The following is a 14687-nucleotide window of genomic DNA, read 5'->3' on the forward strand; positions in this document are numbered from 1 at the left end:
GATAATTGTTATTTTGTTTCTGCTAATTGCGGTAAATAATATTGCTCTACAAATTTTGTTGTCGTATAGCCTTTTAAAAATTGCTCATGTGTGACGGTTTTTAACAGCATCGGGATATTCGTTTGAATCCCCTCTACTTTATACGCCTTTAGCGCTTGTGCTAATCTTTCACAGGCAATTTCTCTTGTTTCCCCCCACACCACCAATTTACTAATCATTGGATCATAGAATGGTGTTACCACTGAACCAGACTCTACACCACACTCATGTCGAATTCCTTCACCTGTCGGTAATTCAAGAGTCGTAATAGTACCTGGAGACGGGAAAAACGTCGAAGGATTTTCAGCGTATATGCGCACTTCAATCGCGTGCCCCTCTTTAGTAATACTTTCTCTAGTAAACGTAAGAGGTTGTTTTGCCGCAATTTTTAATTGCTCTTCTACTAAATCAAGCTTCGTAATTTCTTCGGTAACGGGATGCTCTACCTGTAGTCTTGTATTCATTTCTAAAAAATAAAAGTTTTGATCTTCATCAACCAAGTATTCGATTGTTCCAGCATTGACATAACCAATATGCTTCGCCGCCTTAACTGACGCTTCTAGCATTTTTTCTCTGGTCTCTTGTGAGATAAACGGTGATGGTGCTTCTTCTACTACTTTTTGATTTCTTCGTTGAATAGAGCATTCTCGTTCAAATAATGGAACGACATTACCTTGATGATCAGCAATAATTTGCACTTCGACATGGTGAGGGTTAGCAATGAATCGCTCCATATACATCGTGCCATCACCAAAGAATGATTGTGCACGCTTTTGATTGCCCTCAAAAGCTTTGGCTAGTTCCTCAGCATTTTCAACTAGCTGCATACCGATACCGCCACCGCCTGCCGATGCCTTTAACATAATCGGATAGCCTAAACGCTCCGCTATGGCAGTGGCTTCTTCTACATCCTTCACTGGCGCTTCTACACCCTCTACAATCGGTACACTAGCAGCTTTCATTGTTTTACGAGCCTCTAATTTACTGCCCATTGAAGCAATCACATCAGCACTTGGCCCGATAAACACTAAACCTGCCTCTGTACAACGTTTCGCAAAATTTGCATTCTCTGATAGTAAACCATAGCCAGGATGAATAGCCTCTGCGCCACTTTCTAGTGCAATTTCAAGAATGCGGTCGATGTTTAAATAGCTCTGTGCAACAGGGGACTTCCCTACACAGAAAGCCTCATCTGCATCTTTCACATGTAAGCTTTCAGCATCTGCCTCTGAATAGATAGCAACCGTATGAATATTTAGGCGCTTGCATGTTCTGATCACACGTCTAGCAATCTCCCCACGATTTGCAATTAATACCTTGTTGAACATATCCACTGCCCCTCCTTACTTTACAGTCATAACGAAATCTTCTCGTAATTTATATTTTTGAACTTTTCCAGATGCAGTCATTGGATAGTTATCAATAAAGAAAATATGTCGTGGAATTTTATGTCTTGAAATTTTATCCCGACAATAATCTCGGATTTCTTCCGTTGTGGCCTGCTCTCCTTCTTTTAAAACAATCCAAGCTGCCGCCTCCTCGCCATAAACAGGATCAGGGACACCTGCAACCTGAACATCTGAAATTTTCGGATGTGTATAAAGGAACTCCTCAATTTCACGAGGATATAGGTTTTCGCCACCACGGATAATCATATCCTTTAAACGACCTGTTACACGGACATAACCTGCTTCATCCATCGTTGCTAAATCACCTGTATGCAACCAACCATCCTCGTCAATAGCCAGATCTGTTTCCTCCTGGTTTTTATAATAGCCCTTCATCACATGATAGCCCCTTGTACACAGCTCTCCCTGTTCATTTGTCGGAGCTTCCTCGGTAGTTCCAGGAACAACAATCTTTACTTCTAGGTTAGGTAAAGCGCGGCCAACCGTCTCCACCTTTAACACTAGCGGGTCATCCGTTCTTGTCTGTGTAATAACAGGAGATGATTCTGTTTGACCGTAGCATATTGTTATATCTTTCATGCCCATCTTCTCAATGACCGCTTTCATAACCTCAATTGGACAGTTTGATCCTGCCATGACTCCTGTACGTAAAGTTGAAAGATCAAAAGATGCAAAATTCGATAAATTCAGTTCACTAATGAACATCGTTGGCACGCCATGTAATGCAGTGCATTTCTCTTGTTGAACGGTTCTTAGTACCTCTTCAGGTGAGAACTCCTGCACTGGTACCATTGTTCCACCTCTTGTTGTAATGGCTAATGTTCCTATGACACAACCAAAGCAATGGAAGAATGGGACTGGGATACATAGACGATCCTCTGCCGTTAAACGCATACATTCTGCAATGTTAACAGCATTATTGACTAAGTTAAAATGCGTTAGCATTACTCCCTTAGGAAAGCCTGTTGTACCAGAAGTATATTGAATATTAATGACATCATCATAATGAAGAGACTGCTCTCTCTGATCTAACTGTTCCTCGGTTACTTGCTCGGCAGCAGTTAAAACGTCTGACCAATTAAGTACGCCGGGGTATTTGGTTTCACCGATTAAAATAACATTTTTTAATAAAGGTAGTCGCTTTGATTGCAAATTACCTGGTTCACAATGTTCAAGCTCTGGACATAACTCTTGCAGTGTATTGATAAAAGAATGGTCTCGATAATTTTCAATTAAAAAAATCGTTTTAGCATCAGATTGCTTCAATAAATACTCCAACTCACTCGCACGGTAATTCGTATTTACCGTTACAATTGGAGCACCCATCTTCCCTGTACCAAATTGAAGCTGTACCCACTCAGGAACATTCGTCGTCCATACTGCGATATGGTCTCCCTTTTCAATTCCTAGAGCCATTAAACCTCTCGCTACGTATCGTGCTTGACGATTTAGCTGTTCATAAGTCATGCGTAAATTTCTGTCAGCATAGACTAATGCTTCATTCTGCGGGTACTTTTTTGATTGTTCATCTAGCAATTGACCAATTGTTTGATACACAAGTTCTGCCATGAAGATCCCCCTTATTTATGCTATTTAACTTAACTGATGATGATTAACAGCCAATTAGACGAGAAATAACAAGACGTTGAATTTCAGATGTTCCTTCACCGATTTCCATTAATTTAATGTCACGTAAATGACGTTCTACATCATATTCTTTCATATATCCAGAACCACCATGAATTTGGATTGCTTGATTACATGTACGGAAGCCCATTTCAGAAGCAAATAGTTTAGCCATCGCAGCTTCTTTGCCAAATGGCTTCTTTTGATCTTTTAACCATGCCGCTTTATGTACTAGCGTACGAGCAAGCTCTATTTCCATCGCCATATCCGCTAATTTAAATTGGATCGCTTGTAGCTTCGAAATAGGTGCACCAAATTGCTCACGTTCCTTCGCGAATTTTAGTGCCTTTTCATAAGCAGCCTGGGCAATTCCAACAGAAAGAGCAGCGATGGAAATACGACCACCATCCAATGTATTTAAAAACTGGCTAAAGCCACGTTTTTCATCCCCTAATAGATTTGTTCTTGGGACACGGACATTTTCTAACACAATTTCACATGTATTGGAGCCACGTACACCCATTTTGTCATAATTACAGTTGATTGTTACGCCTGGTGTGTTTGTTGGCACAATAATAGAAGAAATAATCTTTTTACCATCCTCACGTTTACCTGTTACCGCCGTTACAATAATTTGTCGAGCATATCCTGCATTAGTGATCCAGCATTTCTCTCCATTAATAATGTAGTCATCACCATCAATAACAGCTGTAGTACGTGTGCCCCCTGCATCTGAACCTGCATTTGGCTCTGTTAAACCGAATGATCCTAATGTCTCACCCTTAGCTAATGGAACTAGCCACTCTTGCTTTTGCTCCTCTGTGCCGAAGTTGTAAATTGGTGAGGCTCCTAAGCTAACAGCAGCTGCATAGCTTAACCCTGTGCCCCCACATGCTCGACCAATCTCCTCTACAGCTAAAGCGTAGGACACCGTATCACCACCTGATCCACCATATTCCTCAGGAAACGGGATACCCAATAAGCCTAGTTCTGCCATTTTCTTAAAACTCTCTATTCTCATTGTTGATGTCTCATCAACCTCACGAGCATACGGTTTAATCTCCTTCTCAGCAAAATCACGCACCATGTCTCGAATCATTTCTTGCTCTTTTGTTAATTCAAAATTCATCCCTAATCCCCCTATTGTTGAATTTGCCATAGTAGATGTAGCTCAAGAACAATTGCTTACAGTGTAATACCGACTAGTCGGTTTGTAAAAACAAATAATAAAACCAGTGTTTCCTACTGGCTACCCCTTTATTATAAATTGCTTCGCTTCTCCCATGGCTTGTTCTGTCACAATTGCCCGTAATACCATATCGGTAAAAACATCTGTGATTTGCTCCATCGTTAATGGTCCTGATTGCTTAAACCATTTGTACGTCCAGTTAATCATCCCAACAATTGCCATTGTTACAATTGTACAAGGTAATTCGGTACGAAAAACCTTTGCTTCCTGACCCTCTGCTATCACTCTTTGTAAAATATCACGATAGTGATCTCGCTTTTTATGGATGATGTCACTATATTCATCTGAGAGTGAACGACTTTCTTCATAAAAAATCGTAATATGTGCTTGATACATATCAAATACTTGTGTCAGTGTTTGCAGCATGGCACACAAACGTGTGATGGGTGTATCGAATTTGTCATATGCAGCTTGCGATTGTTGAATGACATATGAAATAAAGACATCATGAATTTCATACAACAGTTCATCTTTTGATTTAAAATTATGATAAAATCCACCCTTTGATGCCCCAATATATTCCACAATACGATCCACGGTTACATTGTGATAACCATCTTGTTGAAACAATTCAACTGAAGCGTCTACAATTCTTTGTTTTAACGTTTTCTTTACCATAGGCCCTATCATCCTTCATCTAGCTCTATACTTCATCACTCCTTATAATCAGGAAAAACCATTAAACCCATAAAGTATTCTATTTTTTCCTAATTATAAAAATACTATGACAATACAAATATAACATTCTCAAAAATTGGTGTCTAGCACCGAATAGCTTTTTTCTATAGTTTCGAGCATAATTTTTACTTAAAACAGCATGGATAGATTTTGCAAACACAAATTAACTGTATGATATATATCTTGCTTTCATCACAAAAAAATAGAAAAATTTCCCTTACGTTCACAAAAGGGAAATTTTTACTTTATAAAGTTTTTGGTAGTTTACGTAGCCACGAAATAATAACAGCAACAATTAAGGCGAAACCTAAGTAGCCCATTGTTGAATAGACTTTACCAACTAATGTAGTAAATCCTACTAGGCTTGCAGCAAAACCTATTAATCCTATAACTACAATAGCTACTTTAAAATATTGATGGTCTGGCGCAATAAATCGAACTGTAAATGAATAGAACATCCCCACCGCGGTATTGTACATCATGCCTAATAAAGCAATAGACATTAAGACACCTACTATAGGGTGAATTTGTTTTGCTAATTCTAATGTTGGCATTGCTACTCCATCAATAACATTTATTTTAGCAAACATGGCTATATTGATTAATACAATTAAGATACCAAGCATTAAGCCGCCAAGTAGTCCACCTCTGCCAGCAACTTTGCGGTCCTTTACTGTTCCACCCATTACAATTAACATTGCTGCACCAGCAGCGATATTATAGGAAACATAAAGTAACGCTCCCATTAACCAATTAGATGCTGCTGCAGATGATTGTGCTTTCGCTAAAGTATTTTGCTCTGCAATAGATATATCCATCGTAAAGATAGAATAAATCAAAATAATAAAAATGATACCCATTAAATAAGGGGTAACCAATGCTATTAAATTAATAATCTTATTAACATTTAATAGTAAGGTTAGTATAGTTATAACAACCATAAAAATACTACCAACTACTGGATTGATGCCAAACATCTGATGAAATGTTGAGCCTGATCCAGCAAACATGACAACAGCAACGCCAAATAAGAAAAACGTGATAACGATATCTAAAATAATGCCAACATATCGCCCTCCTATATGATAGATCACCTCTTTATGTGATGTTGTTTGTAAATCTGTTCCTAATTGAGCTAAACTCATTCCTAAAAATGCGAAGGCAAGGGTAGCAACAATGGCACCTACCATACTGTACAAGCCAAAGCTAGTAAAGTACTGCATTATTTCCTGACCCGATGCAAACCCTGCTCCAACAATTAAGCCTACAAATGCTCCACCTATCTGCCAACTTTTTTTCATAGCCCACCTACTATTCTAATATAAGAAATTTAAGTCTATTTATTGATATGTTTTCTGTGCGACTGTGAAGGAATTAACCGTTTCCCTATTTATTTCATAACCAATTCCTACTTGTTGTGGTACTTCAATATAACCATCTTTTACAACTACTTCTGGTTCGATAATATCCTTTTCCCAATATCGATTAGAGCCAGCAGTATCTCCCGGTAATATAAAATTTGACAACGTTGTTAAGGCTACATTGTGCGCACGACCAATACCAGATTCCAACATGCCGCCGCACCATACTGGGATGTTATGTGTCTCACAATAATCATGTATTTTTTTTGCTTCTGTTAGGCCACCAACACGACCAATTTTTATGTTTATAATTTTGGTGCTCCCTAGTTCTACAGCCTTTCGTGCATCTTCTAACGAATGGATACTTTCGTCCAAACAAATTGGTGTTTCCATTAATTTTTGTAATGAAGCATGGTCGATAATGTCATCTGAAGCCAGTGGTTGCTCAATCATTGTTAAGTTAAATGCATCCAGTTGTTTCAATGTTTCAGTATCCTCTAGACGATAGGCTGAATTGGCATCCGCCATAAAGGCTACATCAGGAAATGTTTCCCTTAATGTACGCATAACCTCTATATCCCAGCCCGGTTTTATTTTAATTTTCATGCGCTTATAGCCTTCCTTTACATAGCCGTCAACTAATGTAACTAACTCCTCGATCGAATTTTGTATGCCGATACTAATACCTACTTCAATTTTATCCTTTTTACCACCAAGTGCTGTTGCTAGGGATTGACCAGTTTGCTGTGCATATATATCCCAAATAGCTCCTTCTATCGTCGATTTCGCCATATTATTTTTGCGAATCGGCTCAAATAGTTGACTCACTTCATCGGGGTGATGAATCTCTTTATTTAAAATAAGAGGAATGAGGAAGTCTTCAAGCATATGCCAGTTTGTTTGAAGTGTTTCTTCATTGTACCAAGGTGAATGAAAGGCAACTGATTCTCCCCAACCAATTAAGCCTGTCTCATCTTTTGCCTCGAGGACTAAAAAGTCCCTCTCATCAAACGTGCCAAAGCTTGTTGTAAACGGTGCTTTTAATTTCATCTTCAATTGTCGTATTGTGATTTCTGTAATTTTCATATTAAAATGCTCCTTCCAAATTTAAAGCTGCTTTTTTCACTAAAACATATTCGTTATAGCATTCTCGTTGTTGCAGTGAAATTGCTGCATACCCTGCTGAAAATAGTTGCTTTAGTATAGTTCTTGTTTTGAAACGCCAATCCAATGCTAAGCTAGGATTTTGTGCTTTTAAGGCTTGAAAGTCCTTAGGAACAGGTAGCGTATACAACTCTTCTACAAATTCAAAATTTTCAGTTATTTTTAAACATAATAAGCCCTGCTTTGTAAGTTCACAGCTTGCCACTGGTTTTGCATCCGCTACTTCTATTGTAATGTCGTTCACCACATAATCTGAAGTTAAATGCCAGCTCACCTCAAATCGATCAGAGGGTAGCCCTTTATTGAAACCATCCTGCATTTCACCGTAGCAATTTTCTATATAGGTATAGCAAATACCCTTTAATTTAGATAAATTAAGATAAGCATTTCGGGTTTCAAGAGGGTCAAATGTCCATACCATTAAGTCATAGCCACGTTCAATAGCAATAGCTCGCTGTTCATACTTTAACTTTTCTCCTATGCCTAGTGATCGATATTTTTCATCAATCCCTAACATATGAGAGCATAGATAGCTTTTTCCTTCTCGAAAACCCGCAAAACCATAACTAAATCCGACTAATTTATCTTCTTGATAAGCACCTACAACGATGCCCCCATTTTTCACTGCTGTCAGCGTTTGATGGAGAGGAATAGCAGACATTCCCCATACATTCAACTCTAATTGCTGAACCTGCTCAAGTTGTTCTATTGTTTTGATTTCTCTTATCTCTATCATAGCTATCTCTTCTTTCTATATCTTTATAATGCTCTCAAAATAGCCCTTGTAATAATATTTACTCCTACTAACAGCCGGTCTTGATTAAAGGTCATTTGCGGATGATGTAAGCCAGGAGTAACCCCACAGCCTAATCCAAGCATTGTAGCTTTAAGCTTCGGACGTTCATAGGTATAAAAATGAAAATCCTCCCCTCCTGGTGTAACAACTGATGGAGCGCAAGCCTTTTCCCCAACTACATCAATAATAGCTGCCTTCATATGTTGTAAGGCTTCATCATTCACCAATGCTGCCACTATATGAGCATCTACCTGTAAGAATATCTTGGCACCATACATCGCTTCAACAGATGCTTTTACACGCTCTACCCCCTCTGTGATTACCTGCATCACTTCATTTGTTTGAGCTCGTGCATCAATGCTAAAGCTAGCTTTACCAGGAATAATATTTGTGGAGGTACCTCCTGCATTAAACTGTGTCATTTTGACAGAGGCAGAGATAGTTGGATCCGTCCAAATTTTTTGAAGACCTTCGACTATAGCTGCTCCAACCTCAATTACATTAATGCCGAGTTCTGGTCGTGCGCCATGTGCCTCTTCCCCAATAATGGTCCCTGTAAAAAGCTTTGCTGCTCCATGGTATAATGCTGGTGCATACGAACCATCCTGTAATTCCTTTAATGGTCGAACATGGACACCAAATAAATAATCTAAATCATCTATAATACCTTTTTCGACAAATGCGCGTGCTCCTTGGGCCTTTTCCTCAGCAGGCTGAAATAGTATGCGTACAGCACCTGACAGTAAATGCTCCATGTCCTTTAACAGCAATGCAGTTCCAATAGCCATCGTCATATGACCATCATGTCCACAAGAATGGTTAGCTTGAAAGACACCATTAACCTCCTGCCAAAGTGCATCTATATCAGTGCGGAACCCTACTCTAGGTGTTCCCTCCCCTATATCAACATAAAGTCCTGTCATATCTTCAAAAAGGTGTGGCTCCATTTGGGCCTCTCTTAATAAATTTGCTATATATTGAGTTGTATTGTGCTCTTGCCAACTAACTTCTGGATGTTCATGTAAATGTTTAAAAATATCTGTAAGAAGTGGCTGTAACTCTTGTAAAATTTGATTCATATTAGTCAACTCCATCGGTTTGCTAAAAAGCTATTTTGAAAATCGTCATATTTTACGCGCTGATTTTCATAATAGTCATGATCTTGAGCAGTCATTCCTGCTATTAGTGTATTTAAAAATGCTATGAGTGCTGGCATAGCATCAATTGTTGAAACTTCTTGTTGTTGTTCATTCACAAAGGTAATAGTTGCATATTGAGTTATAGGTGCAATCTGAGAATCGGTTATGCCAATAATCTCACATTTTTTTTCTTGTAATTCGGCTGCAAATTGGATCGGCTCTTTAAAGTAACGGTGGAATGATAAAATAATTACTACACTATTTTCATCAATCTCTTGAATAGCACGTATGACCTCACTTGTTTCAAAATTTAATAAAACAACATTCGGTCGCAAAAGATTTAATGTAAAATGAAGCCACTGTGCAGCTAAATGGGAAGAGCCATTCCCTGCAATATATATTTTTTTCTTCTCATGGAGCAATACTGAAGCTCGATTAAAGTCTTCCTCGTTAATGTTTTTAGCCATATTTAAAATGCGAGATGCATCCTTTTCCATCGTCTTTACATAAAAACGTGGATTTTCAAAAAGAGCTTGCTTCGATTGCAAATAATTCTGCAAACTACTTGCATTCCCTTCATTAAATAAATGCATGGTTACCTGACGTTGCAATTGTGCATAACCAGATAAGCCTAATGCGTAACAAAAACGGATAACTGTCGTTTCACTTACTCCGGCCTTTTCCCCTACATATGAAGCAGAGTGGATTCCTACTGTCTGTAAATTTTTTAATATGAATGTAGCTACCTTTTGTTGACTTTTAGACAACTCTTGATATTTCTCTTGAATCATTTGCTGAATTGTTTGATCTCTCATAAAAGAAGCTCATCCTTTTTTTATCTATACTATGAAGTCGTTACTTCATTTTCATGTACACTAGACTAACATAATAATTTTCAGAATTCAATATTTTTTCTGAAATTTATGTTTCCTTACTGTTACCTGCCTAAATCTATCCTCCGACATTTAATAAATTTCGCTTCAGTTAAACTGCGAACCCACTCAACCTATGCTATATTTAAAACCATGGAACTATGAAAGGGTGTTAACAATGGCAAAGAGCGTAGTAATTGCTGAAAAACCTTCTGTAGCACGTGATATTGCACGTGTGCTGAAGTGTAATAAAAAAGGAAATGGCTTCCTTGAAGGAGATAAATATATTGTGACTTGGGCGCTTGGACATCTTGTAACACTGGCTGACCCAGAAAGCTATGATGTGAAATATAAAACATGGAATCTTGAAGATCTCCCCATGTTACCTGAACGCTTAAAATTAACGGTTATAAAGCAAACTGGAAAGCAATTTAATGCGGTCAAAAGTCAGCTTACACGTAATGATGTTAATGAAATCATCATTGCTACAGATACAGGTGTATCTCCATAAAAGTATCATGTACATAAATCCTAATTATATAAAAAGATTGTTAAATATTAATTATCTTTCGATGTAAAAATGCACATAATTATTTTTAAATTTTGCACATAAATAATTGGGACTATAATACTTTACATAGAGTTATGTTAAGAACTAGACCCTTTAATTAATCGTTTAATATGATTTATTAAGGGCCTCTTTTCATTTAAAAGTATTTAGGATTTGGCAAGCCATTCAGTTAAAAATTGTTTCATCAGTAATTTTTGATGTACAGAAAAAGGACTGAATTTTGTTTCAGACCTCACCAGTATATTAGAAATGATAAAGTCTTTATTTCGGTTAAAGCAAATATACTCACAAATAATACCAGTTATTGTATGTTTGTCGTTTATTTGGATTATTGTAGTCCATAGCCAATAAAGAATATTTGAGACTAAATCTATCAAAAATTCTACCTTTAAATCTTCATTTTTAAAATAATGAAAGAGTAGTTGCATTTCATAATCCATAACGTAATTTTTCTCTTTTATATAACAAGTGAAAACTTCATCTGTAATTGGTATTAATGTATAACCAGCCATTATTAGTTTACCCATCAAGAAATTTTGTTCTTGTTGCGTTTGAATTTTTCTGAATTTTAATAAATTCATTATATCTAGCGTAGAGATACAGTTAATATTAAATTCATTTTTAGCTATATCTCTTACAGTTACACTATCGATTAACAGATTTAGTGATTGATTTTTACATATTTCAAAAATGTTTTCCAAGAATGGAATTTCTTTAGAATTAGAAACTTGATCTTTAATAATATTACCAACCATTATGCAATTTTCTTTAATCCAGTTAAGTATATACTCTTGATTTTGTACTGCTTCTTTTACTTGGCTTGGAGAGTATTCGATTACTTGTATTTTTTCATTTTCATATGACATTGTCTTAATACCATTGTGCATAGAAAGTTTATTATTGTAATATTCATGTAAGGCTGAATCAAATTGTTCTTGTTGAATATATAACTTGAATTCTGATTTAAGCATGTCAAGTAAATTTAAATGATTTAACATTAGTAAGGTAGTAAAATCACATAATATTCCTTTTGAATTTAAAGCAATTTTTAAACCTGACACTAATTCTTCAACAGACCCGTTTATAACCTTTATTGGGAGATCCTTATTATTAATTACATATGCCCATGTTTCAAAGGGGTTTCGATTTAAGATGTTGACTAGAAAATTTATAGGTAGTTTATACTTAATAAATAATGAAATAGGTTCTTCTGTAGATTCCTTTGGCTGTTTTAAGTTAGAAATTAATTCGGAAGATATTTTATCATTTTCTAATACTGTAATTTTTTTAAAATAGGATCATCATCTGGAAATGTACTTTCAAAGTTTTTAATAATATTTTGGTATTCTTTTATCCAGTTTTCTTCAGGGTCATTAATGAACTGATTCAGCGTTGAAAAATTGTAAAAATAAAATCCCCATATTTTTGCGGAATTTTTACCTGCCATGAAAGTTTTATACGCATATTCCATTGACTTCCTATATTCCATTGCTTCTTTATATGCAAAACTTATTAACTGGTAATCTTCTATATTTCCACGTTTATTTACTTCATTTTCCGCAGCAGATAAAATTTCAAGGCAAGTTTGGATATCCCCTTGTTGATAAAAACAATTTGCGTAACTTAATTGGTATTTTAATTCTCTAGTTTGTTGGTATAGTGATAAATAATTAATTTTTGCCTTTTCATACCACCCAAAATTGAAATAAATAGTTGCAATTACCTCAGATAGGATAATAGATTTAAAAGGCAATTTCTCCTCAAAGTCAACTATAGTTTTGTATTCACCAAGTTCATAGAGAGTTTGGATATAGCGATTAACTATAGATTCGTGTTGTATCCAATTAGGAATTGTAATTATAATTTCTTTTATCTTTATATAATCATCTTTAGTGTTCTTATTGTAATAAGCTATACTTAAGATTACTTTTATAGATACCTTATCTTGATAATTGAATTTATCTAAATTGGGTTCTAAAAGGGATATCGTCTTTTCCCAATCTTGTTTTTTAAATGAATAATATCCATTTAAAATGTCTTTGAACGAACTATTAAACTCGTCGATATTAAATGAATTAATTAATTCTATAATGTCCGCATGCTTTAATTGTGCAAACAACGCATCAATATATTTAAAATAGTAAGAAAAGTTAGTATAGTTAGGCTCCCTCAGTAATTGGTTTTCTTGCAGAAGTTGTACTGCTTTAGCAGGAATGCTTGAATTTATATATGAATCAGCTAAAATTAACATTTCATCTAGGTCTAAACCATCGATAGTTTTTTTCTCTTCTAATAAAACTATAGATTTTTCCCATTCATTAGAACCAATAATATTAAGAAGTAGATTGTCAAATATTTTACTACTATAATTTTTGTCTTTTTGAAATAATTCTTCATACAGTATCTTAGCTTCTGAAAACCTATTTGTTCTAAAGTAAAGACAAGCTTTTAACTCTTTTATTCTATCTAAAATATAAAAGTTCTCGGGTGTTTGCTTTTCAATATTTTCAAGAAGTGGTAGCACCTCTCTAAATGTAAGTTCTGGATATACAATTTCATTTCTAGACAGATTAGTCTCTAATTGTAATACTAATGCTTCAGCTTTTATTAATAACCAATCCATATTAAATTGATTATCCTCTAGTTTTTCACTTGCAAGATTAATGACTTTTCCAAACTCTTGCAAAAGAATCCATATACTAGCTTTTGTTTCCTCGAATTTTCCGTCTGATTGACTTTCAATAATATCAATAGCTTCTTGATATTTATTTTGGCCTATTAAAACATTTAATAAGACACTAAGATTTTCAGAAGTCTTTCCACCTATTTCAATAGCTTTTCCAATGTGAATTTCTGCTTTATTAAAACGTTCTTCAAATATGTTTATAAGAGCTAAAAAACGTTCTTTTCTAGCTTCGTCTTTGCAGTGTGTGATGGCAGTGTAGAGGTGTCGAATAGCCTTTTCAAATTCTCTAGTTTCAATAAAAGTATTTGCTATTACTATATGTAGCTCTAAAGTTTCGTCGGGCTTTAGATTTGGTTTATTTAATCTTTCAATAGCTTTTTCTCGAGCACTATTTAAGAGACCTTTTTTCATTAGATCATTTAAATCATTTAATTCAGTAGGGGTAATTATTTCTTTTAAGTAACTATTATTCTCTTCAACTAAATTAGTAGTTAAAGCTTGCTTTTCAATCACTGTATTAAAGCCTTCTTTAATTGTTTCTTCTAAATTTCCGATTTTGTATAGTAGTTCTAAAAATTCTGGATCCCAATTTTTTGTTTTATAGTCATTCATACAAAGAGCTATTAATTCAAAAAAGGGTTTAATTAAATCTTGGTACTCTCGATAAGATTCCATATAGGGGTCGAGATTTAGTTCGTCTGTATTAATACTTACTGGGGTCTCTTCTAAAATCCAGCGAAATACCTCATCTCTGTTTATAGAATCTTCTAATAAAGCTACTGCTAATTCATCAGGAATATTCAACACTGCTTTTGCGTCTTCAATAGCTGCTTTAAAAATGAGTGTAGTTTTTTGTGTATAATTGTCTCTTACCCATTTATCTTTAATATCACGAAAGATTTTTGTATTTGTAACTTTAGGAAGCAGATACGAAAAAAATTTAGGACCAATAGTTTTTAAAAAAATAATCAAAGATGGAGTATTCAAATTAACATTCACCTTTCATTTATAATTTAATTTCCGTTTTTATTAAATAAACTGCCATGGGGCGATTCTTATGGGAATTGAGGGTCTGCAGGTGTGAAGTGATGAAGAAG

11 protein-coding genes and 1 pseudogene are annotated in these 14687 nt (G+C 35.5%); 1 reads left to right on the forward strand and 11 read right to left on the reverse strand.

Translation table 11 applies throughout. From position 1 onward, the window contains the following. Positions 1–8 precede the first annotated feature (8 nt). From HXV90_RS13175 to HXV90_RS13215, 9 genes are all read right to left on the reverse strand, one after another. Complete coding sequence (locus HXV90_RS13175) at positions 9–1367, reverse strand: acetyl-CoA carboxylase biotin carboxylase subunit (protein WP_048393349.1); 1359 nt, start codon at positions 1365–1367, stop codon at positions 9–11. 15 nt (positions 1368–1382) lie between these two features. After that, the gene (locus tag HXV90_RS13180; protein ID WP_269897384.1) at positions 1383–3017 is read right to left on the reverse strand and encodes an AMP-binding protein; all 1635 of its coding nucleotides are present in this window, start codon (positions 3015–3017) and stop codon (positions 1383–1385) included. Between the two features lie 43 nt (positions 3018–3060). After that, positions 3061–4203, reverse strand: coding sequence for an acyl-CoA dehydrogenase (locus HXV90_RS13185; RefSeq protein WP_036078132.1), 1143 nt, complete (start codon positions 4201–4203; stop codon positions 3061–3063). Between the two features lie 120 nt (positions 4204–4323). After that, on the reverse strand, positions 4324–4941 hold the full coding sequence (locus tag HXV90_RS13190) for a TetR/AcrR family transcriptional regulator (RefSeq protein WP_036078131.1): 618 nt from the start codon (positions 4939–4941) through the stop codon (positions 4324–4326). Positions 4942–5246: 305 nt separating this feature from the next. After that, on the reverse strand, positions 5247–6302 hold the full coding sequence (locus tag HXV90_RS13195) for a YkvI family membrane protein (RefSeq protein WP_269897385.1): 1056 nt from the start codon (positions 6300–6302) through the stop codon (positions 5247–5249). Between the two features lie 39 nt (positions 6303–6341). After that, the gene (gene menC, locus HXV90_RS13200) at positions 6342–7448 is read right to left on the reverse strand and encodes an o-succinylbenzoate synthase (RefSeq protein ID WP_004225539.1); all 1107 of its coding nucleotides are present in this window, start codon (positions 7446–7448) and stop codon (positions 6342–6344) included. Between the two features lies 1 nt (position 7449). Then, positions 7450–8262 (reverse strand): GNAT family N-acetyltransferase, encoded by an 813-nt coding sequence (locus tag HXV90_RS13205; RefSeq protein ID WP_269897386.1) that lies wholly within the window; start codon positions 8260–8262, stop codon positions 7450–7452. Between the two features lie 23 nt (positions 8263–8285). Continuing rightward, the gene (locus HXV90_RS13210) at positions 8286–9401 is read right to left on the reverse strand and encodes a M20 peptidase aminoacylase family protein (RefSeq protein WP_112117218.1); all 1116 of its coding nucleotides are present in this window, start codon (positions 9399–9401) and stop codon (positions 8286–8288) included. A gap of 5 nt (positions 9402–9406) precedes the next feature. Beyond that, positions 9407–10276 carry a MurR/RpiR family transcriptional regulator gene (locus tag HXV90_RS13215; protein WP_004225544.1) on the reverse strand — a complete coding sequence of 290 codons (870 nt, stop codon included), beginning with the start codon at positions 10274–10276 and terminating at the stop codon, positions 9407–9409. A gap of 235 nt (positions 10277–10511) precedes the next feature. On the opposite strand from HXV90_RS13215, the pseudogene HXV90_RS13220 reads away from it, so the two are divergent. Next, positions 10512–10832, forward strand: a pseudogene (locus HXV90_RS13220) (toprim domain-containing protein); the annotation flags it as partial. 218 nt (positions 10833–11050) lie between these two features. On the opposite strand, the gene HXV90_RS13225 reads toward HXV90_RS13220, so the two are convergent. Further along, the gene (locus HXV90_RS13225; protein WP_269897387.1) at positions 11051–11965 is read right to left on the reverse strand and encodes a PIN domain-containing protein; all 915 of its coding nucleotides are present in this window, start codon (positions 11963–11965) and stop codon (positions 11051–11053) included. Positions 11966–12174: 209 nt separating this feature from the next. Next, positions 12175–14577 (reverse strand): tetratricopeptide repeat protein, encoded by a 2403-nt coding sequence (locus HXV90_RS13230; protein ID WP_269897388.1) that lies wholly within the window; start codon positions 14575–14577, stop codon positions 12175–12177. Between the last annotated feature and the right edge of the window lie 110 nt (positions 14578–14687).

Source organism: Lysinibacillus sp. JK80, assembly GCF_027557635.1.
In the GTDB taxonomy this organism is placed as follows: Bacteria; Bacillota; Bacilli; order Bacillales_A; family Planococcaceae; genus Lysinibacillus; species Lysinibacillus capsici.